Origin of the sequence: Desulfuromonas sp. TF, from assembly GCF_000472285.1 — a bacterium.
Classification (GTDB): domain Bacteria; phylum Desulfobacterota; class Desulfuromonadia; order Desulfuromonadales; family ATBO01; genus ATBO01.
Map to the genome: position 1 here is coordinate 324,048 of NZ_KI421412.1, position 22,083 is coordinate 346,130.

Genomic DNA, 22,083 nt, shown 5'->3' on the forward strand with positions numbered 1-22,083 from the left:
CTGCCGCCGGTCAGGTTCCTGCCGAGGCTGATGAGCTCAGCCAGCAGGGCGGGCTGATCATTGATGGCGAACGGCGCCAGGTCGGGATAGTTTTTGGTGGGGTCCGGCTGCCCCGTTCCCAAAGTGCCCTTGTCCAGCTCTTTGGCCATCTCCAACCAATAGTAGGCATCGTATTCCGTCATGGTTATGACGTCGTCTACTACATAATAACTGCTCTTTTCCATCCAGTGAGAATAGGTCGAATACCTTTTATGAAAGGATATTCCATAAACGACAAGTACTCCGGCCAATAACACGAGAAGATGTCTTTTATTCCAACCCATGGTTCCCAGACTGTTCATAGCACCTCTGTAGATGAATCAATTGCGCTCTCTCGACGGCCGCCAGGAAGCCTTCATATTCAGCAGGCGGATCAAATCGGCTTTCATCTCGGGACGGTCAAATTGCGAGACGATCTCGAGCTCTCTCCTGGCGGCGTCGACATCGCCGAGAAAGGCATAGGCGACGCCGAGATGATAATGAACCTCGACGATTTTGCCGAGCCGATCGAGATTCTCTTCCAGCAGGGCTACCGTCTGGGGGAAGAGCCTCAGCTGGTTGTACGCCATCCCCAGTATGACCAGGGCCGTGGTAGAGTCGGGATCAATCCGGATCGCGGTCTTCAGCAAAGGCACGGCTTCGGAGCTCCGATCGGTCATGATGTAAGCGTATCCGAGATTGTGGTAGGCTTCGGGCTTAAAAAAGGGATCCAGCTCCAGGGCCCGTCTCAGTGAAGCTATCGCCTCGGGAAACCGACCCTTTCTGTTCAGAATCTCGCCCAGGTTATTGTATCCTCGGGCTTTTTCGGGAGATTTTGCCACCACATCCTGCCAGAGGCTGACGCCGTCCCCCCAAACATCGTTGCGCTGATAGGTCGCGAAACCAAAAGCGAAGGACAACAGCAGGGTCATCCCGAGGATGAGACGGGGAACTCCGGCCGAACCGCTGAATTTGACAATTACAAGAGATAAGGCCACGGAAAAGGCCGCGAACAGACCGAAGGAGGGGAGGTAGAGACGATGCTCGGCGATGACGTCCACAAGCGGGACAAGGCTCGACTCCACGGCCAGGGTGAGAAAAAACCAGCAGAGGCCGAAGGAAACCAGGCGGAGCGACGGGTCGACGGTGACGGAGGAGCCGGGGACGGTTCTGGAGCAGGGCGCATCGCCACCGGTTGAGGGGCTGGCGGAGCGGGTTCGCCAGAGAATGTACATGGCCAGGGAAAACATCGCAATCAGCAACAGGAACGACAGCAGAACCGGCGGGGTGAAAAACCGTGAATAATGGGGATAGTCGTAGTCGAGATTCTGGTTGACCGGCAGAACGAGCAGGCGCAGGTACGTGACCATCACCCGGAATTGGGTCAGCAGATAGTCCATTCTCGACAGGGTTCCGGCCGCTAGTGTCTTCTCGCTGAGGTCTGCCAGCAGCTGCCCCTTCGATGGAGTGCTCGTCAGAACGCTTATCGGCACCACGGGCAGGGTGGCCAGGAGCGGCGACAGATTCAGCAATCGTCTTTTCCAATCTCCCGTGAAAAAGCATGCTTCGTACAGCACGGCTGCAAGAGGCAGGGTGAAGGCGATCTCCTTGGTTTTCATGGCCAGGATTGCACATCCGACAGACCCCGCCGTGAGGATGAGGCCTTTTCGGGAGAAGATCTTCTCTTTTTCTCCGTCAAGAGCCAGCCTGCTCTTGACGTACAGCGCCATCGACAGCAGGTAAAACATTGTCGTCATGGACGCCATGCGCTGGACGATATAGGTCACCGCCTGGGTTTGGACCGGGTGCACGACGAACAGCAAGCCGGCCAGCAGCGCCACCAGGTTCGCGTGCGGCGCGAGCCGGCTCATGCGCAATCGCGGGGTCCTGAAGGTAAGCCGGGTCAGGTAAAAGGCCAATACAGCCGTGAACAGGTGGATAGAGAGGTTGACGAGGTGATATCCGACGACATTGAGCCCGCCAAAATAGTGGTTGAGGGCAAAGGAGAGATATCCGAGGATCCTGGGCGGATATAGATCCCCTTCCGTATGATCGGAGAAGAAGTTTTGCAGATCCTGAATGACGGGATTGGAGGCAATGACATAGGTGTCATCCATCACAAAAGGAACCTGGAAGGTGTTGGCGTAGGCGATGCCGCCGGCCAGCAGGATCAGGAGGATTGCCGGCAGAACCTGCCGGTAGTGGCTAATTGCTTCCATGGATGAAACCGTGGTTCGACTTCGATCCCAGCAGGCCCGACAGGGTAGCGGCGAAAGCGGAATCGAATCGGGTCAGTATGTCCAGTTCTCGCATTGCGGCCTGACGGTTTCCGAGGAAAGCGTAAGCGGCGCCCAGATAGAATCGAGCCTCGGGCTCTTCTTTGACCCGATCGAGGTTCTGTTCCAGAAACGCGATCACATCGCGAAACCTGCCCCCCCGCATCAGAGCCGCGCCCAATTTCACATAGGCCTCCGTGAATTGCGGCTGGAGCCTGATGGCGGCCTGCAGCAGCGGCAGCGCGTCATCGGGCCGATCGCTGACCAGGTAGAGGTCGGCCAGGTTGTAGTAGGCCTTGTAATACCCGGGTTCGACCTCGATGGCCCGGGACATCATCCTGAAGGCGTCCGTCCTCCTGCCGGCCTGCTCCAGAGCGACGCCGAGATTGTTGGAGGCTCTGCCTTTGTTTGGGGATTTTTCGACCACATCCGTCCACAGGCGGACGGCATTCCCCCAGACGTGGTTGCGCTGCCAGGTGGCAAACCCAAGGGTCATCACCAGCGCCAGCGAAACCAGGGCCAGGCATTTCGCGCCGGTCGGCCGGCTAAGGTTCCGGGCCAGCAGGTAAAGGGCCGTGGCAAAGGCTGCTGCGATGCCGACGCTTGGCAGGTAGAGGCGATGTTCAACCAGCACGTCGACGATCGGAACAAAACTTGATTCGACGGCGAGGGCCAGGAAGAACCAGCAGAAGCCGAAGGCGACCAGTCGTGCCGCAGGATCGACGAGGCACGACGGGAGCCGCGCCCTGAGCGTCGAGGAAGCGCCGGCCCTCCGGGTGGCAAGGAACAGGAACATGGCCGCGCCGAAGAAGGCCGCCAGGAGCAGGAAGGAGAAAATGACCGGAGGGGTAAAAAAGGTCGCGTACACCGGGTGGTCGTAGTCGAGATTCTGGTTGACCGGAAAAACCAGCAGCCGCAGGTAGGTAACAAGCACGCGGAACTGGGTGAACAGGTAATCGAGCCGGGAGATGTCGCTGCCGACCCGCAGCTGGTCGCCGGCGTCCAGCAGGATATGGTCGGAGGTCCCGCCGACACCGAGGATGGTCAGCGGAATGACGGGCAGGGTCGCCAGAAGCGGCGCCAGGTAAACCATGCGCTTTCGCAGCGCACCATGGAAGAAACAGAGCTCGTAGAGGAAAACAGCCAGAGGCAGGGTGAAGGCTATCGGCTTGGTCAGCATCGCCAGGACCGCGGAAAGAACCGCCCCGAAAATCAGCAAAACGGGCTTGATTCTTACCTTCGCGGCTGTGGCAGGTTCCTTCTCTGCCGGTTCCCGTTCACCGGAGCCTCCCCTCTCGCCGGATAGTCTGGCCATCACGTACAGGACGATGGACAACAGGTAAAACATGGTTGCCAGCGAGGTCATCCTCTGCACGATGTAGGTCACGGACTGAGTCTGGACCGGATGAACGACGAACAGCAATGCGGCGAACAGGGGGATGAAAGATCGTCTGGAGGCGAAAAACGAAAGAATTCCCGGCTGCGTTTCCGGTCCCGCCGTCGGCTGCCTGTGGTGGTCCTCGAAAAATGGGGTGCAAAAGGTCAGTCGCAGCAGGGCGTAAACCAGCAGACCGGAAATCAAATGAATTATCAGATTAACCGCGTGATAGCCGGTTACGTCAAGACCGCCGAAGTGGTAATTAAGAGCAAAACTCAGGTAGGCGACGCTCCGACCCGGCAGAAAGTATCCCGATCCGTACGGATAAAAGTTGGCGAGACTCCTGATCGCCTTATTGTTGACGATCGATGGCGTATCATCGAGAACAAAGGGCGCCTGGAAGGTGTTGGCATAAACGATAATGCCGGCCGACAGAATCAGCAGAGTGACAATCGATCGCCGCAGGCGGGGGTTAGTGAGTTCCATTGGAAAATCCATGAGGCGAATTCCTGCCGAGCAGGCCGGCCAGGGTTGCGGCCAGTTTGGCATCGAGCGAGGAGACGATGTTCAGTTCCCGCAGGGCCGCCTCCCGGTTACCCAGGAAGGCGTAAGCCGAGCCGAGGTAGAAATGAGCTTCGGCATTCCCGCCTACACGATCGATGTTCTGCTCAAAGAAGGAGATGACTTCAGGGAACCTCCCCGACCGCATCAGGGACGCCCCGTACAGGACATAACCTTTCTTTTCCTCGGGATTGAGCTGCTGGTAGACCTGCAGCAGGGGTAAAGACAGCTCCGGACGCCCTTCGGCCAGGTACAGGTCAGCGAGATTATAATAAGCCCTGAAATAATAAGGATCAACCTCGATGGCCGTGGAGAAGGCTTTGGTGGCTTCCATCGTCCTGCCCTCCTTGGCCAGGGCCACACCAAGATTGTTGTTCGTTCTGCCTCTGTCCGGTGATTTCGCGACGGCATCCTCCCACAAGCTGACGCGATCCCTCCAGACGTGATTCCGTTGATACGCCGCAAAACCAAGGCTCAGCACCAGGACGATCGCGACCGGAAAGAGTATTCTGCCGATGGACGGACCGGAGAATTTCTCGACCAGCAGATACAACAGGGTGGCAAAAACAGCAGAGGCGCCGAAGCCGGGCAGATACAGGCGATGCTCCATGATCACGTCCGGGAGCGGAACAAAGCTTGATTCCACTGCCAGCGTGATAAAAAACCACAGGATGCCGAAAGCGACGAGGCGCAGAGCCGGGTCAACGTTGGCAGCCCCCCGTGATGAGGACGGCACGCCGTGATCACGCCCGGCAAGAGACTGAGATGCGTCACCTGCTCGCGTTGCCCGGAACAGGTAGGCGGCCAACCCGAAGAGGGCCGTCAGGAACAGAAACGACAGAAAGACCGGCGTGGTGAAAAATTTATCGTAGAAAGGGTACTGGTGATCGATGTTCTGGTTGACGGGCAGAACCAGCAGCCGAATATAGGTGATCAGCACCCTGAACTGCGTAAAGAGATAAACTTTCCTGGGCATGACCGTGTGGGACCGCAGCCGGTCCCCGGTGGCCGAGAAGAAATCTCCATCAGGACTGACAGGGTTGCCGGGACTGAAGCCGCTTCTGGGAGCGACTTCGCCTGCCGGCTTGATCCTTGCCGCGCCCTTGGCCTCTTCCGGGGGGTCGACCTTCCTGGCGGTTAGGCTGATCTCCGGCAGGCTGAAGTCGGGAAGGCCGCTGATCCCGAGCAGGGAGATCGGCACGACAGGAAGGGTCAGCAGGACCGGCAGGAGGAAGCACAAGCGCCATCTCCACGGGCCCCGGAAAAAAGAGACCTCGTACAGCAGCGCCAACAGGGGCAGGGTAAAAGCAATTTCCTTGGTTTTCATGGCCAGTACTGCGCACACGACCGCGCCGGCGAGGAGCAGCGCATGGATCCCCTTCGTTTTCACCCTGGCAAGCGCGGAGACGTTTCTCTTGCTGGTATCTGAGGGGGCACTCTTCTTAGGCAAAGAGGGGCTGCGTGAGGCCTCGACGCCCAGGCGCATCTGCACATACAGCACCATCGACAACAGGTAAAACAGAACAGCAAGGGACGTCTCGCGCTGGACGATATAGGTCACTGCCTGCGTCTGGATCGGGTGCACAGTGAACAGAAGTGCGGCAAACAGGGGGATAAAACGCTCACGGGAAGCGAGACTGGAGAAGAACGAAGGAGGCGTTTCTTCCAGAACCTGGGACCCTGACCCATTGGCCCTGAAATAGGGGGTACGAAAGGTCTGGCGCAAAAGAGCATAGACCAGAAGGGCCGTGATAAGATGAATGCTCAGGTTGACCAGGTGATAACCGGTGACATCCAGACCCTGAAAATGGTAGTTGAGGGCGAAAGTAAAAATCGCTACAAAACGGTTAGGGTTGTCTATTTTATACTGGAGAGGATTAGTGTAAAAATTGTCGAGATTTGTAATAAATATATTGTTTGTAATCTCTCTGAAGTCATCGAGAACAAAAGGTACATGAAAGGTGTTCGAATAGACGGCGATGCCGGCAATCAGGATCAGCAGAACTGCTGTAAGAGAGTGATTGAAATGATGCTTGATGTTCAAATTCCGTGGCTCCGTACTGCATTTAGGGTAGGATGTATGCACGTCAACGAGCTAAAACACCTTCCGAACAATAACCTGGACTTCAACTCAACCAGAAAAGTGCCCGAATTATCTTCATTTCCAGCAGGTCCGTTCTTGCACTCTGCCTGCTTTGGCACTTTGGATGTCGCGATAGACCGGATCATCGGGAGCGAGACCGGAGCCGGAGACCAGGGTCGGATCCCTGTCGATGCTGGCGCCCAGCTCTTCAAACCGACCCTCGAAAGCGAGTTTGTTCTTGTTGCTGGTGCCGCAGAGCAGGATTGCCGACTCCCGTGGCCCTTTCGGGGTAATCCTGACCCAGAGCCTGCGGTGCGAGAGGAAGAAGCTGACGGCCAGGCCGGCGACCAGCAGAATGCAGCCGCTGAAGACGAGCGGGACGCCTGGATCTTTGGTGACGATGAGCATAGTTTCGTAGTACTGTCGAAACGTGAGAGCATAGTCCATCCCTGACTGCCTTATAGATGCCGTGCCCTTGTTGTCGATCCAGAACTCGGATGGCTCATCCCCACCATTTGTGCTGAATCGGATTTTTGCCCTGAGCACGGCCCCTTCCAGGTCGCGCTGCAGTTCCTCAATACGCAGGAGGGCATGGCCTTCCCGCCAAGGAATATCCCGTTCGGCAGGGACACGGAAAGCCTGTTCTATCTCTGCCGAGCGGTTGCGGACCAGGATGTAGAATTCCTCGAGTGGGGCGGAGTCGGCAAGATAGAAGGTAAAGCCCTTATGCGCGAGCGGATCATTCACGATGACCGATTTCCGATAAGGGGTTTCGAGTTCGGGATCGAAAATGGTCAGGTCCGCCTGGTACTGCCGGATCGATCCGTCCTGATAATGGGTCCTTTCGAACCGGTCGTTTTGCAGATTGAACCCCAGTGGAACCGGGCGCCTGTTCTCCTGCAGAAAAACATCGCTCGTGACTCTCCCCTCCGGCAGGAAAACGAAAGCCTTCAGGCCGAACTGGGTGCCGAGTAAGGCCCCGATCATAATAACCAGGACGCTAAGATGGACAACATATACGCCAAGTCTTGTCCAAGCGCCCTTCTGAAAAAAAAGCAGCACGGACCCGTCTTCCCGGCCCACCCTCCGCGGATTATTCCAACCGGCTTGGGCCATGCATCCCTGCACTCGCTCCACGGCGTGCTCCGCCGGCAACATGGAACCGGTTCGATGGGTCAGGCCCATCTTTTCCAACTGCGGCAGCTCCTCCAGGTTGTCCAGGAATGCCATGCGCCAGACGACGGGCAAGCGCTCGATGCTGCATACGATAAGATTGACGGCAAACAGGCACAGCAGAAGGGTAAACCACGTGGAAGTATACATGTTCGTAAGGTCGAACAGGTCCAGGAGCGTGGCAACGTCCGGCCCGAATTCCTCGGCATAGAAGGAAGGCGACTTTCCTTGTTTTATCACTGTCCCGATGATCGAAGTGGTTGCCAGGACTATCAGGGAGATCAGGGCGAGCCTGATTGAGGCGAAGAAGCGCCAGACCTTGTTTTTCGTTTTTGACATGATATTCCGTGTTTAAATGCCCCGGCGGTTCCCGAGAAAAGGTTAGAAGGTCTTTCGTCCTGATCGCAGGGTCGGATCCGATATCCAACTGTCATCCATGCCATGGCTGTGGCAGTTGCCGCAGTCGATGTGCTTGGTTCCAGGAGAATGGCAGTCGTTGCACCCATTTTGGGCATAGGGGGCATCGGCAACAAGGTGATGGACGTATTCCCATGTGTCGGGATTGCTTCCTTCTCCCGCAGCCAGGTCATCGGGATGACAACGCTTGCAGACATAGCTCTTGGTTTCGGTAGAGACTTCCGTGACGACTCCCTCCAAATCCTCACCATTGATCCGCCGCCGCAGCATCATGGTGTTTTCAGATCCGTGGGATTCATGGCAATCAAGGCAGGAGAGGACGAAATTGGTATTGCCCGCCAGGGAGTAAGGATCGCGAAGGTTATCGGCGCCGTCCCTCGGGGCCGTGCCATGCTTGTCGTGGAGGGTCACGGAGTCGTAGCTGGCATCATCCCAATTGATCGGCCTGATGTCACGGCCGAGGCTTGTGCTTGCAATGATGTTGTCATAGTCGTGGCAGGTTGTGCAGAAGCCCGCATAATCAGGCGTATTGCTTCCGTTGGGGGCTCCCTCGCCCGCCGGCTCCCGATCGGTGCCCAAAGAATAAGGGGCCTCATAGCCGGCGAGATAGTTCGACATCACTTCGGTTTCCCCCCATAACGCGGCAGCTGCCGGTTTGGTGATGGCGCTCAGAAGAGGAAATCCGGTTTGGGAGCTGTCCCAGTTGCGCTTGGCAAGGTGCGGATCATGGCAGGCACTGCACGGATTGCCACGTTTGGCGAACCACGATGAATAGGACGGGTCGTTGCTCAGGAAATTCCAGATGTCATACAGGTTGTGGTAAGAGGCCTGGTTGAAAGCGTCCAGGATCGATTGAGGGCCGCTCAAGGCATCGGCTCCGCCGAAAACTTCACTGTAATCCCTGTTATCCACTTGTTGACCGGAACTGCCGGAGTGGCAGTAAAAGCAGAAATTGTCGGACTCGAGGTAAATGTTCTGGGTGCGTCCCGTGTTGAAGTTTTCGGCAAAAAGAGCATGAGGAGCTGCTCCGTCGGCAGGATCGGGCTCCACCCCCTGAATGCTGGCGTGCTGCTCATGACAGTGGGCACAGTTGCCGGTAGCATAATTGCCCGTGCTGGAACGACTGACGCCGTAGCCGGAGATGCCGTCTCCATAGTTGCCGTGGGCGGAATCGAGGTATGGACCTCCCCACACCGTGGATGCAGCCAGGACTATCCCCCCGAGCATGGAGACCACAAGGCCAAGGTATTTTGCTGAATCAGAAGATTTGAGCATCCGTCGACCTCTTTTCATTCGGCACAACACCCATGATTTCCCGACCCATTCGGGCCAACGAGTCTCTGTTCGAAGGAAGCATCTTCGGACCGGGATTACCAGGCACTCTTTTGATCACCCCTGGTGTAGGAGAGCGCCGGGGACTCGGCGACGCCCGGAATAATCTCTTCCTCGATGACCTCCTCGACGACGTCTCCATCGAGACCTCGACCCGGCTCTTCGACTGCGTCCTCCTGTTGGTCGGGAACGCCAACTTCTTTCTCCGTCGCATCTACACGGGCGGACGGTTCCGGTACAGAGGTCCTCGACGAGCCACCCTTTGCCAGGGGGGGAACCTCATCGAATCCGACATCGAGAACCTGAATACGCTGATTGAAATAATCGGCGACAAGAAGCTGGTCCTGGCTGTTGATGGCAAGACCGTTCGGGAAATTGAACCATCCCGGCGCGGCGCCACGCCCCCCGAACTCGAAGAGATACTCGCCGGTAAACATCCTGTACACCAGAATGGAATGGCGCATGTAGTCCGCGATGTAAATCAGCTGCCGCTTTTCATCTATGGCCATCGACTTCGGTTGACTCAATTTGCCGGGGGTCCCCCCCCTTTCGCCAAAAGAAAAAATGAAGTTCTCGTCGAAATCGTAAACGTAGACCTTACTCGTTTCAGGGCTGAGGAGGTAAAGTCTTCCTTCGCTGTCGATGGAAACATGGTTGATCCTGACCGGGTAATTCCCTTCGGAATCCTTCGGTCTGCTCCTCAGCTCCTTAAATGGATCGGGGCGGCGGTGCTTTTCGGGAGTTTTCGCCGGATCGGTTTTTTTTACCGGTGACGTCTCTTCCGCTTTGAACGGGAACCCCTCCTCCTGTTCCTCATTCAAGGCAATTTCTTCCTCCAGACTATCCCATTCCTGCAGCATCTCGAGATAATCAATCTTGTCAATCGGCTGAAGCCGGTGCAAAAAACGGCCGTCATTATCCAGCACCAATACTCCGAGGCCGGCATCGCCCGTCAGGTAAATCTTTCCGTCACGATTCACCGCGAATTGGCTGGGATAAAAACCGGCCACCTCCGGAATGTCATCGAGGTTGATTTCCTTTTTTGGAAAAAAAGCTCCATTCAGAATCGTGATGCGATTCGATTTGCTCACTTTATTTTTTACCTGGCCGACATACACGTCGCCGTTGCTCAGTACTGCTCCCGAGATGGGCGCGGCCACCCCCCGACCCCGACCGATGGAGACGCGCGGGAAATAATCCGGGCCATAAACCACGACTCTGGAGGAGCCGACATTGACGATGTATGTCTCTTCAACCACCGGGTCGTAAAAGACCGTGTATGGATATTCCAGAGAGTCTCCTTCATCATCAATCGTGATCTGGGCGATGGGTGTGATCGGCACATTGAATCTTTCGCCGGCAAGACCATTTTCTACCGTAAGTGAGACGAGCAGAAGAGCGCACCAGAGTGCCTTCGCCAGAAACGAACGTTTTCTTTTTATGGATCGAGCATTGGTCATGAAGATAGGACTCGCTATTTTCCAGGCTCCGCAGCGACAAAATCGAGACATCGTCTTGTTTATTCGATTGCAGCCAATCCGAAAGGTCTGGCTCCGAGGGACACTCTGCCGAGAAACTGATTGGCGTTGGCATCTACGATGGAGAAAGCCCCCCTTCCCTCGTCCGTGATATAGACCCGGCGATAAAATTCGTTGAAGACCATCTCTTTCGGGCGACCCAGATCGGGAATCTCCTGAAAGACGCTCAGTTGGCCGGGAACCAGAACCGATAGGGATCCGCTCCGGTAATTACTGACATAAACCTGGTCGTCGGTCGCCAGAATGCGCATGGGGGCAAAACCCACCGTCAGCTGGCTTTGATCTTCCCGGTTTTCGAGATCGGTCATCGAGACCGTGCTATCCCTCTCTTCAGCGACCAGCAGGAAGTTCTCCGAGGCAGCGAGTCCTTGAGGATTGCTGCCGGTCGGAATTGTCATCTTCACCGAAAGGGTGACGGGATCGAGCAGCAGGACATCCTGGGAAAGGGACAACGAAACCGCCAGGAGATCCTGCTCTTCAAGATAACCCGCATAGCTCGGCCGGTAGTCGAGATGAACACGGGCGACGCTTTGTCCCGTCGTCAGGTCAAGGGCATCGAGGAAGCCCCCTTCCTCATCGAGCAGATACGCTCTGTGGCCATCCGGGCTGATGGTCATGAACGTCGGGGAATCGCTGGGGGATGCCCTGAAGGAATCAACAACCTTCTGATTGGCCAGATCCACGACCTTGATGCTTCTTTCGCGGGAAGCCAGCACGTAAAGAAGTTGCCGGGAACGATTCGGGTCGATCGCCAGGTAGGTCGGCCCCCCCCCGAGGCCGAAGGAATCGACCACCCAATTCTTGTCGGCCCGAACGACAAAAATCGTGTCGATGTTTGGACAAGATACGTAAACGAGACCGACGAGCAATTGAGCTGTCGGCGGATTGACAACCAGCGCCGGGGTCAGGGTGTTATCATTCCGGATGGAACTCTCCACGTCCCAGGATATGAGCAGGGAACGTCTGTCCGTGCCATTCAGGTCCATGTTTTCAGAAATGGGCACTTCCACGGCAAAGGGATCATTGGTGACAACGGCATAATTTCCATCGGCTGCCCCTAACTCTCCCTTGGTTATCATAAAGCGCATACGACTGTAATTGCCGGGCGGAGCCGAGGTGGCCCCCAGGTAGATTTGGCCGGAACTGATTGTCGCCGAATCAAGAGTCAGCGGTCCCCGGGTGAGAGGCAGCCAGAGACCGTCTCCAAGGACTTCAATACTGGCGACTTCCAGCCTGAGATCCGGGCCATGAGGTTCCTTGAGTGTCAGGAAACAACTGATTCTGGGAATATCTTGAGAGTATCCTTCAAGCTCGAACAGCTCCGCGGTGAAGTTCTCCTTCGGAGCGGAGCAGCCCCAGAAAAGGGGCAAAAGGAGAAAGGAGAGGACCCACAGGGCACGGACTCGAAAGATTTCCGATATGGCAGCGCAGCAATTCATCAGCTCTTACTCGTATGGCAGACCGCACAACCGTTCAGCGCGGGTTGCAGGGTATGCGAATCATTTCCCGGCCAATCTCGGTAACCCCAACGCAACATGGCCGGATAGGGCGAGCCATGGGGACGGTGGCAGGAAATGCATGAAACCATGTCGGAGTCACGTTCAACCAGGTTGAAGTCGGCGTCCGTAGGCTGGAGGGTTCCCGAGCGGGCTACCGGGACCATCGGGTCGTAGTTGACCAATCCCGTGAATTCACCGGAGTCGGGAATCGCCACATCGACAGGATGGCGAATCCAGACCGAGGTCGGCGATTGTTGCGTATCGTTGTGGAATATGCCATGGCAGCCGGCACATTTCTGACTGATCGAACCGCTTTCAAGATAACCGATAAACTCACCGGAGGCTCCCTGGTAGGTATTGTGCGTGTCCGGGGTCGGGTCCTGCTCCCAGTCCGGGGCTTCGATCCCCACGACTCCCTCGGTGACTGCCACGCCATCATTGCGCTGCATAACCGATCCCAGAAAACGATACCACCCCTCTCCCTCTCCAACGACGATATTTTCTTCGCCCTTGGCATGGTGCCGTGTCACATGACAGGCCTCGCAACCGCTTTGAACGGTAGCCAGGGTGCCGTGACAGCTGCCGCAGTCCCCCGTTCGGGGCTCGCCGCCGGGAGCCAGGGCGGTGTCGAATCTGAGGTCTTCGCTGGCTATTCCAAAAACATTATGTCCGTATGCATCGCCGCTGCTCATGAGCCAGTGGAAGTTGCCGCCCGCCAGAGCCGATGTGTCCGAACCATCCGGCGGATAGGTTGGTTCGAGGATATTGAAGACGATCGGGACATTCGATCCGCCCAGAGTGGTGATGGTCGTGGCGCCGGGATTGCTGTGACAACCGAGACAATCGGTTTTAAGCAGGTTCTGGAAAGGCTCCTCCTTGAGGACCTTCTGCCCCGCGCTGTCGAGAACGTATGCGACGGGACGCCCCTTCTCACTGTTATGCATGGTGTGGCAATTGGAGCAGTCCCCTGCAACCGCCGCCATGACGGGAGCAGGCAGGCCCACAATGAGCGCCAGGAGGCCCCATACAACAGATGCCTTGCGAAAAGTCATCCCCGATCCTATTGTCGGTAGATTGCCACCCGACCGTTGCCTTCATCGACAATGCAAAGCTGACCCCACGGATCTATCCGAATCTGACGGGGAAAATAGAGTTCATCGTTGGCCTGGCCGGGCCCGAGAAAGCTGTAGCTGAAATTGCCGTACTTATCGTAGACCAGCACCTTGTTCTGGTGGCGATCGAGAATATACATGATGCCTGATGGCTCAACCGCCAGGGATACGGGGAATTCGAGCTTGCCGCCAAGAGGGATCTCCTCCGCGACGGAGCCGTCGTCGTTAAAACGGAAGACCTTCCTGTCGCGTGGTTCGAGCGCCCAGACCGAGCCATTGACGATGACGAAATCGACCAGGCCAAACGTACAGTCCGAACAGCCATAGCGCTGCTCAACCGCGAGCTTGTCATTGAGACGAAGGACTTGCCCGCTGGATCTGTCCAGGACGTAGAGCTTCCCTTCGCTGGCCGCAATCCGGTCAGGGAACACCAGTCTGCCGCCGTCTTTCACGACCCGGGGGATTCTCTTCCTGTTGGGAACATCGATGAAGGTAAGGCTGTTCCGCCCCTTTTCCACCACCCAGAGCGTGCCGTTGTCCAGCCGCGCCATGTCGAAAGGCGACTTCAACTGGAAGTCGGCCGTGAAGGCGCTGAGGACTTTTCCCTTTCTGTCAAAAGAAACCAGGCGGTTGCGCCCCGTATCGACCACGTAATAGCGTTCATTTTTAGTGTCGAATTCAACAGAGGCGGGCATATACATGTAGTTTTCTTCCTCCATGATACGCAAGCTCGTCTGCCACTGCCAGGGAGACCCGGCCATGACCGAAGTCGGAAGGAGAATCACCGCCGCGATCAGAAATCCTCTCGTCAGGTACAATAACACGTTTGTATGTTTCATGCCGTAATCCCCGGATGATATAGGTTTTGAGTTTGTCATTTGCCCTTGTGCCCCTGGGGCGCAGTCACCGGAACAATCTTTTATCAGTGCTCCGGATGGCATGGGAGACATAACTCCTTGTTGCTGTCGCCACGGGTATGGAACGGGAATTCCGTTCCCTTGGTGGCGTGGCAGGCTGCGCAGGTTACCTGCTGCCCGGTTCGCGGATCGAAGGTATAAAGGCCGACCGGATGCGTAAAGGCAACGTGCTGCGCATGGCAGTCCCGGCAAACGTCGACGGGGTAATTTTTCATCATCGACGGATAATTCGAGCCGTGAGGGGCATGGCAGTCATTGCAGGCGTCCGTCGCCGGATGCTTGTATTGCGACGATTCCCGTCGCTCGAATGTCGCCTCATGGCACGCTCCGCAGATATGACGTTCCTTCCCCGCCTTGAGCAGGCGTTCATCATCGCCTGCATGCGGTGAATGACATGCGGTACAGCCATTCTCCCCATAACGAACCAGGTGATTATGAGATGAAGCCATCTGCTCGCTGACATCCGGATGACATTCGAGGCAGGCGTCGATCAGGACGGGAGTCCCTTTTCCGGTATGACAGTCATTGCACCCTTCTTCATAGGGCGGATGCAGAACGTTCTTGATCATCCCCGGGCGATCGCTGCCGTGGGGGTTGTGGCAGGAGACGCAGTTGTTCGGTTTTTCCGGAAAGCCCGGATGGGCCTGCTGCACGGCCTTTGGCGTATGACAGACCCCGCATAGTGACTCCGGATCCTTGATCAAGAGGTTGTCGTTCGCCGACTGGTGCGGCAGATGGCAGGAGTCGCACTGCCCCTTGGCATAGGGGGAATGCGTATTTTTAAACTTCTTCGGCAACTCAGTATGGCAGTCGAAGCAGATTTCCGATCTGCTCTTCTTGAGAAGGCCGTCCTGATTCGACGAATGGGGGTTGTGGCAGCCCAGACATTCTCCCTGCCTTACCGGCAGATGGACCCTGCCTTGACTGAATTTTTCTTCCAGTTCGCCGTGACAGCTGAAACACAGGTCCTTGACCTTCGTCTGGAGCAAGCCCTCGAACCGCGCGACATGGGCGTTATGGCAGGAGAGACAATCCCCGGAAGAGGCCGGTTCATGCGGCACCCGCTTCTGGAAGTTGCCGCGATCATGGCAATCGAAACAGTTCACGGCCGCTTCGCTGCCTCCCGGGGCAGCCAGGAGCACGACCAATGCGGCGATGGAAACCATCATAGTTCGGAAAGAAAGATTCAGAAGCATTATTGTGCACTCCCTTCATGACAGACGATACAGTTATCGGGAGAAAATGGTTCGTGCTTCACCGGATAGAGAAGGTTCTTTTCCGGTGCGCCATGGGGATCGTGGCAAGTCACACACGATTGCAGGCCCGGTTTGATCCCCTGGTGGGCCGAGTTGAATCCGGCATCGTCAATATCGTGGCATTCAACGCAGAGCTGACCGCTCGCCACCCTGGTCATCCCTTTATTGTTCGATCCGTGAGCGGAATGACAGGTTGTGCAATCCTCGGCGGCGGGCGCATGCCGCGCGCCGACCTTCCAATCCTTGGCGATCTCGCTGTGGCAGTCGAGGCAGAGCGCCGGTTGACTTTTGATCAGAAAACTTGGATTGGCTGTGCCATGGCCGCTGTGGCAGACGACACATTGCTTCTTTGCCACCGGTTCATGCTGGACCTTGAACTGACGCACCTCCTCGACATCCCCATGGCAATTGAGACAGACCTGACCGGGTTCGTCCTTGATCAGTGAAGCCTGATCGCTGCTGTGCGGTGCATGACAGGCCTCACAGTCGCGCTCGGCGAAGGGGTAATGGGCGGTTTCCGCCTTCGTCTTTGCGGCCAGATTCTCGTGGCATCCAAGACAGAGCTCTCCCTGGTTCAGCGAACCCTTGAGAAGTCCCGGCGTATCGCCGCCGTGCGGGGCATGGCAATCGGAGCAGTTCCCCTGCGAGAACGGCTGGTGCAGACTGAATTTCCCCCTTTCAAGCACGGTCATTTTATGACAGGAGAAGCAGAGGTCCGACTGTTTTTTTACCAGCAAACTGGACTCACCGGAGCGATGCGGGTCGTGGCAGTCAAGACAGAGCCCTTCCTTGGCCGGAGCGTGCGAGTTCAGCGTGTCCGCATAGGCTTTCCGGTCATGACACGAGAAACAGAGCTCCTCCGCAGCCTGCTTGAGAAGCGCCCCGCCGGCCCCGGCATGACCGCCATGGCACGCCATGCACTCCCCGTTTTTGACCGGCTTGTGCTCGCTGCGAGGGTTCTTCAGCTTTTCTCCAAAATCGTGGCATTTCAGACAGACCCTGGTCGGCGCTTCGGCCAGCATCCCTTCATGTTCGCTGGCATGAGGGGCATGGCATTCCCGGCATTCCCCTGCGCTGACCGGCGCGTGCTGCGCGGCTTCGGGAACGTCGTCATGACAGTTCAGGCAGATGCTCCCTTCCGAGGACTGCAGTTTGACGGCGTCACCCTCGACCTGGTGACAGTCGTTGCAGTCGCCGCTTCGCACCGGCGGATGTACGACCTCCTTGAGCATTTTGGGGTCGTTCGAACTATGCTGGGCGTGGCAGTCTATGCAGCGCGATTTGACCGGGTAGTCCTGGTGGGCCGCAGCGAATCCGGAATCGTCCGTGTCATGGCAGGAAGCACATAATTCATCGCTTGCCATGGTCAGCAACTTCGGCTGGTCCGCCATGTGCGGGGTATGGCACGTCCCGCAGCCGTCTTCCAGCGCGCCATGGAGATGAGTCTTGGCAAAATTATCCTTCGCATGGCAATCGAAGCACAATTTTTCGGGTGCGCTCTTAAGAAGTCCGGCGGAATCCGAGTTGTGCGCCTGGTGACAAGAGAGGCATTCACCCTTGCGGGCCGGGGAGTGCACCGACTTCTTCTTGTCCGCATCCCGGAATGAGGGGTGGCAGGAGAGGCAGACGGTCGGCACCGGCTGGCGCATTACCACCGAAGGGACAAGCCCGTGGTGAAGATGGCAGCTCTCGCAGCTCTTATCCTTGACCGGTTCGTGAACGACGCCGGTTTCGTATTTTTTCACCAACTCGGGGTGACATTCGGCGCAAGTCATCCGCTTGCGCGGCTTGCCGCGCTCGGTGGCCGGTCCGCATGCAGCCGCGAAAGACAAGACCCCCAGGCAAATGAGCGCCCATTTAAAAAGAGATCGAATTAACACAGGATTCATCATGCTCCTCCAAGCTCCTTCTGAATTGACTTCCACTGCTTGTCGTTAACGACGATCTTCGAAACCGACTTGAGTTTTTCGAGGTAGTCGCTGCGCAGCTGCTGGATTTTCTCTTCGACCAGCCTTTTGCGGATGGTCGGTCCGATACTCTGTAGAGGAATGCGTTTTGAAGGATTCCTCTTGATCAGGTGCGCGATCGTCCGACGCCCGTTATAGCTGAAGACGGAGCTTGTCTCACCCTCGCTCAGCTTTTCGATTTCCCCCCTGACTTCCGGATCGAGGTGGTTGAGGGGTACCAGGGAAGGGGATACGCCCTCCCCAAGATGCTCTTCCACGATATCGCGAAAGTCCTTGCCCGATACGGCTTCGGCCCAGATCTGGTCCACCGGCGCCTGGGTTTCATCAAAGATAAACGCGATAGCGTTGGGCGGCTGCATGTATCGTTCCTGATTCTCCTCATAATAGCGCCGCACCTCTTCATCCGAAACCTTGGCTTCGGGTACAAAGAGACGCTCCTCGAGTGCCACGCTTAAACGATGACGGAAGTTGAATTCGTATTCCGACTTGAAGGGTTCTTTTTCCTCATAGTGCCGGTCCAGGGATTCCCAGTTGGTCACACTCTGCGCGATGATGTTGTTTGCCGTCTCGAGCTTGAGCTTGTCAGCCTCTTCCTTGTCCATGGTCTGGTGAGTCATCTTCGGGCGGGTGTCAAGTACCCGGCGCATGATCGACATGAATTGCTTCTCGGTGACATTCTGCACGCTGGTGGTGATGACCAGGTCGTCGCTAAAGCTCTCCGGATCGGCTTTCAGGTCGATGGCGGCAAGTCGCGCTTCATTGATTTCGACATCGTACTTGTCACGTAGCCTGGAAAGCAACTTTGAGGTCAGAGCGACTTCCCGCTCTTTCTGGAGATCTTTCTCGATCTCGGTACGCCACTTGGCAAAGTCTTCTTCGTCACCGCCTTTTTTCTCTTTCAGGTAGTCGATGACGGTTCCCATCCCCATGCCGGTGAGGTCGATCATCTCGCCGAGGCTCATCTTCTCAAACTTTTCAAGCCAGTTCCGATCGACCGTATTGGAGCGCACCCAGAAGTCCTCTTTGGACAGCGGTCCCCCCTGTTCCGGGTTCAGTTCAAGGAGTTTTTCGATGGCTTCCGCACCCTTCGCAAACTCCAGCCGGGCAGCCTCGGCGGCTTCTTTATCCTGGAATTTGAGGCGCTGCACCAGCCAGCGTGGCAGGTAACGCTCCTCGTACCGCTTCTTGATATCGGCCTCGGAAGGCTTGGCTTTGCGGGTCACCTCCTCGAACTGCAGCTTGAGCAGTGATCGCGCTTGCAGAAACACCCGGGTTTTGTGCTTGAAATCGGCTGCCCCGGTGAGATCCATGAGTTCCGCCTCCTTGCTGAGCAGCAGCCAATCGATATAGGGGGCCGGGGTCTGCGGGAAGGAGATGTCGTCTTCCTTCCAGTAATTCCACCACGTCTTGAAATCACCGACGCTGTAGCTGTTGCCGTTGATGGACAAAAGAGTTTCCTTGTCACCCCGGCCTGCCGAAACAGGGACAACGGAGAGGAATACGAAACAGAGCAGAAGGAGGGAGCTTATGACGTAGCGTTGCATTGCGTAAATCCCTTTTTAAGCCAGAGGTTAATGATTTCTTTTGACATCTGCCGGCTAAGCCCGGTCACCGAGTAAATCGTCCCAAGGTGCATGGTCAAGGTGTAGTCGGTTCCCAGACGCCGATGAAATGTCGTCCACAGGGTTTCAGCGGTTAAACCGTTCCTGACCTCAACTTCAACGACGACCTTAACGTCCCCGCGGGAGTTTTCCACCATTTCAAGAATGACTCCTGTAATCAGGATCTCGGCATCGACACGATCGGCTACAATCTGCATTTCTTCAATGGATGGGGGCACGCCGGGCAGGAGCTTCAATTGCTGGAAGATTTTCAGTATATCTCCCTGCTGGAGGAGCAGATAGTCTCCCGAAGCATGGAGCTGCGCCGCGAAAGTATCGGCAAAGATCGTCCCACCCTGCGGAAAGCCGGAGTCATTCACAAACGGCAAAACCGCTACCCGGCAAACCGGACTCGATGGAAGGGGTGAAAACTCCCTGTGAATCGGCACCCGGCCGGTCTCGGGCAGAAGCGGCAAGCTCGTCAGTCGGGGTCCGCAACCACAGCAAAGCAGCCCCAGCAGCAAGAAAAAGGCACGATAGCAGCTTTTCACCCGATACTTCCTCAAACCGAAAAACATTAACTAGTTAAAACTGGTCGACCCAGCCATGGGATGTTCCCGCCGGTTTTTTCTCCTGGCGCTGTGCTTGCAAAAAGGAAACCAACTCCTCGATCTTCTCTTGGGACGTGTTCCCCAAGGCATCCCTTATCGCGACATAGCCTTGAAGTTTATTGACGTCAGTCCCGGCGGGGAGAGTGATCTCCTTTTTGGCCGGAAGCTTCACCCCTTCCTCCTGCAGGAGGATCGTCCCGTCAACAGTCAAAATCTCCAGCCTCCAGGATTCGATCGGCACTCTTCCGGAATGCTTCAAGTCGACGACTATTTTTTCTTTGGCTCTCGAAAGGGTCAAATCGGCCTTGGGAGGTTTTCTGAAAATTTCCACCTGCCGCGAAGCCGTTGCCATATTCCCGGCCAGGTCCCAGATCTCGACCACGGTTTTGTATCTTCCGTCCTTAAGAAGGCCCAGCTGGTCGCGTGCCGACCACTCGAAACTCGGGGGCATCTCGCCGGTTTCGCTCATTTCACCGATCAGGGTATCTCCATCCGAATACAGTGCGAAACGCCAGCGGGACAGGGGCTCACGCTGCGTGAATCTCGGAATGAGCACGAGGCTCCCCTTGAAACCGTAAACGCCATTGATGGGCATGGCCCCTACCAACTGGATATCGAACTCCGGCGGCTTACTGTCGACGACATAGAAGCTGAGAATCGTTTCCTCTCTTCTGTCTAAGAGAGGCCAATCGAGAATCAAGGTCACGGTGTAGCGGCCGCTTTTCTCCCCCGCCAGCCAGGTTGCGCTGAATGTATTGCCGCGAGTGTTGGCCGTTGCCGGATGAAGATCGTCTCCGGCCTTGAAATAAACCTCCGGGGGGGGACCGTCGGTTTCGCGCAAACGCACCTGGCAGCGCACTTCATCGCCCGGTCGGACATTTCTCGGTTCAAGCAACGACGTGTCGATTCCAACGATCTTCGTTCGCTGGACCTCGCCGGCGAATTCCCGCGGCCAGTTCGCCACGGCCTCATATATCAGTCTCGGCTCCAGGTCGGCAAGGGACTTCGGTTGGGTGATGGCAAGGGGCTTGAGCTCATCGCTGATGCCCATGCTGCCTGCATAGGTCCATACGGTACGAATGTCGCTGGTACGGACCAGGCTCAGGACCAGGCCGACGGACGATTCAGGGGCGTCTCCGCGATGAGTGACGGTGCCGAGCAGAACGAAGCCCGCGTCCAGTTCCGTCCGGGTTCTGGAGATGTAATAGCTTTCCAGATGGCCGACCGTTCGTATCCGGCTTGCAGCCATGAACTCGATGACCTCATCGGGACTGACCACCGTCTGACCGGCTCCCTCCAGGCTTTCCGCCAGAAGTTCGGTCATGTGAAGGTTGACGCCGTTCCGCCCGTCACTCAGGTCCTGAAGAGGAAAGACGGCGATTGCCATTCTTGGCGGGGCGGGAGCGCCTGCTGCCAGACAGACAGAGGAGAACGTCAGAACGAGCATTATCAATGTGAACGTTCGCAACAACATTTTCATACGCTCGCACTCAACGTTCTCCCGAATCAATTCACATGACCTTTGGCAGGCCAGGTGACACAAAACCCCTCGTGAAAAGCGTTCAGCATCACTGCAGGTCCGGGCATTTCAACACGTTATAGACTACAACGATTCGGCAAACGGCTAAAGGTCATCATGCGAAAAAAATGCGTAGTCGTTCCACAGTAGAGATATGTGCAACAACACAGTGTTGATGGCTGGCAGGAATTGAGGTTATCCATTGATTTTACTCAATCGTATCGATAAGCTCGCGCAGCAGATCCATGGTGACCAGGAACTCGTCTTTTGGCGCCAGGCCGAACAGTCGATCCGACAGAGAGTACCCACTGCCCCGGCCGGTTGCCTGCCAGAGCAGGGTTCCTGTTTCGCTGTCGATAAGGCGCAGGGTCATGACAACTTCAGGGTACCTGGCGTTGCCCCGGCTTTGAATCTTCTGTTCAACCGAACCGAAGATAAAAGCCTCGACCTTGAGAACCCGGCCAAGTCTTTTTAACGTCCCCGTATCGATGGGCGCCCCGGGAGAAATCACTTCCCGCTGAAGAGCGATGTCCACCCGCCCCTTGTCAACCACATCGAACACACCGCTGGTCAGCATCTGGGTCATGGCGAATTCGCGAATACGCTGCGTGTTTCCACCTTCGAAAGGGAGCACGGCAACCGTCTTGACATAGCCCAGGCTGGTATTTTCCCGTGTATACGACTTTATCATCTCGCCGGAACTGCAACCCACCAGACAAATAAGCATTGAGGAAAGAATCGTCCTGACTAAAAATCTGCTCATAATTTAACCTCATTCATAAAATTAAAAGGCTAAGATAACGTAAAATAGACCTTTTTTGCAAG

At 56.3% G+C, this 22,083-nt stretch carries 16 protein-coding genes; all 16 read right to left on the reverse strand.

Features of this window, described 5'->3' with window-relative positions:
- Positions 1–341, reverse strand: a 341-nt coding sequence (locus DTF_RS26795; protein ID WP_162148575.1) for a hypothetical protein, incomplete at its 3' end; no start/stop codon positions are given.
- An 18-nt stretch (positions 342–359) separates the two neighbouring features.
- A complete protein-coding gene (locus DTF_RS21345) occupies positions 360–2,237 on the reverse strand; it encodes a tetratricopeptide repeat protein (RefSeq protein ID WP_051360685.1) in 1,878 nt (625 codons plus the stop codon).
- Entirely contained in the window at positions 2,224–4,170 is a 1,947-nt protein-coding gene (locus DTF_RS21350; RefSeq protein WP_162148576.1) for a tetratricopeptide repeat protein, read from the reverse strand. Before DTF_RS21350 ends, DTF_RS21345 begins: the two co-directional genes overlap by 14 nt.
- Positions 4,145–6,277 (reverse strand): tetratricopeptide repeat protein, encoded by a 2,133-nt coding sequence (locus tag DTF_RS0101515; RefSeq protein ID WP_027713888.1) that lies wholly within the window; start codon positions 6,275–6,277, stop codon positions 4,145–4,147. The genes DTF_RS21350 and DTF_RS0101515 overlap by 26 nt, the downstream gene beginning before the upstream one ends.
- A 114-nt stretch (positions 6,278–6,391) precedes the next feature.
- Positions 6,392–7,828 carry a cytochrome c biogenesis protein ResB gene (locus DTF_RS0101520; RefSeq protein WP_027713889.1) on the reverse strand — a complete coding sequence of 479 codons (1,437 nt, stop codon included), beginning with the start codon at positions 7,826–7,828 and terminating at the stop codon, positions 6,392–6,394.
- 42 nt (positions 7,829–7,870) lie between these two features.
- On the reverse strand, positions 7,871–9,181 hold the full coding sequence (locus DTF_RS0101525; RefSeq protein WP_027713890.1) for a cytochrome c3 family protein: 1,311 nt from the start codon (positions 9,179–9,181) through the stop codon (positions 7,871–7,873).
- Positions 9,182–9,276: 95 nt separating this feature from the next.
- Positions 9,277–10,698: a 6-bladed beta-propeller gene (locus DTF_RS0101530; RefSeq protein ID WP_027713891.1), complete on the reverse strand. Its 1,422-nt coding sequence runs from the start codon at positions 10,696–10,698 to the stop codon at positions 9,277–9,279.
- 59 nt (positions 10,699–10,757) lie between these two features.
- Positions 10,758–12,215 carry a YncE family protein gene (locus DTF_RS0101535; protein WP_027713892.1) on the reverse strand — a complete coding sequence of 486 codons (1,458 nt, stop codon included), beginning with the start codon at positions 12,213–12,215 and terminating at the stop codon, positions 10,758–10,760.
- On the reverse strand, positions 12,215–13,327 hold the full coding sequence (locus tag DTF_RS0101540; RefSeq protein ID WP_027713893.1) for a cytochrome c3 family protein: 1,113 nt from the start codon (positions 13,325–13,327) through the stop codon (positions 12,215–12,217). Before DTF_RS0101540 ends, DTF_RS0101535 begins: the two co-directional genes overlap by 1 nt.
- A gap of 8 nt (positions 13,328–13,335) precedes the next feature.
- Positions 13,336–14,226: a hypothetical protein gene (locus DTF_RS0101545; protein WP_155890647.1), complete on the reverse strand. Its 891-nt coding sequence runs from the start codon at positions 14,224–14,226 to the stop codon at positions 13,336–13,338.
- Positions 14,227–14,309: 83 nt separating this feature from the next.
- On the reverse strand, positions 14,310–15,500 hold the full coding sequence (locus DTF_RS0101550; RefSeq protein WP_027713895.1) for a cytochrome c3 family protein: 1,191 nt from the start codon (positions 15,498–15,500) through the stop codon (positions 14,310–14,312).
- Positions 15,500–17,392, reverse strand: a complete 1,893-nt coding sequence (locus DTF_RS0101555; protein ID WP_162148577.1) for a cytochrome c3 family protein — start codon at positions 17,390–17,392, stop codon at positions 15,500–15,502. The genes DTF_RS0101550 and DTF_RS0101555 overlap by 1 nt, the downstream gene beginning before the upstream one ends.
- A 56-nt stretch (positions 17,393–17,448) precedes the next feature.
- A complete protein-coding gene (locus DTF_RS0101560; RefSeq protein WP_027713897.1) occupies positions 17,449–19,071 on the reverse strand; it encodes a peptidyl-prolyl cis-trans isomerase in 1,623 nt (540 codons plus the stop codon).
- Positions 19,053–19,679 (reverse strand): hypothetical protein, encoded by a 627-nt coding sequence (locus DTF_RS26365; protein ID WP_155890649.1) that lies wholly within the window; start codon positions 19,677–19,679, stop codon positions 19,053–19,055. Before DTF_RS26365 ends, DTF_RS0101560 begins: the two co-directional genes overlap by 19 nt.
- 34 nt (positions 19,680–19,713) lie before the next feature.
- Positions 19,714–21,186, reverse strand: a complete 1,473-nt coding sequence (locus DTF_RS0101575) for a hypothetical protein (RefSeq protein WP_155890651.1) — start codon at positions 21,184–21,186, stop codon at positions 19,714–19,716.
- A 280-nt stretch (positions 21,187–21,466) separates the two neighbouring features.
- Positions 21,467–22,021 carry a hypothetical protein gene (locus DTF_RS0101580; protein ID WP_027713900.1) on the reverse strand — a complete coding sequence of 185 codons (555 nt, stop codon included), beginning with the start codon at positions 22,019–22,021 and terminating at the stop codon, positions 21,467–21,469.
- Positions 22,022–22,083: the final 62 nt, after the last annotated feature.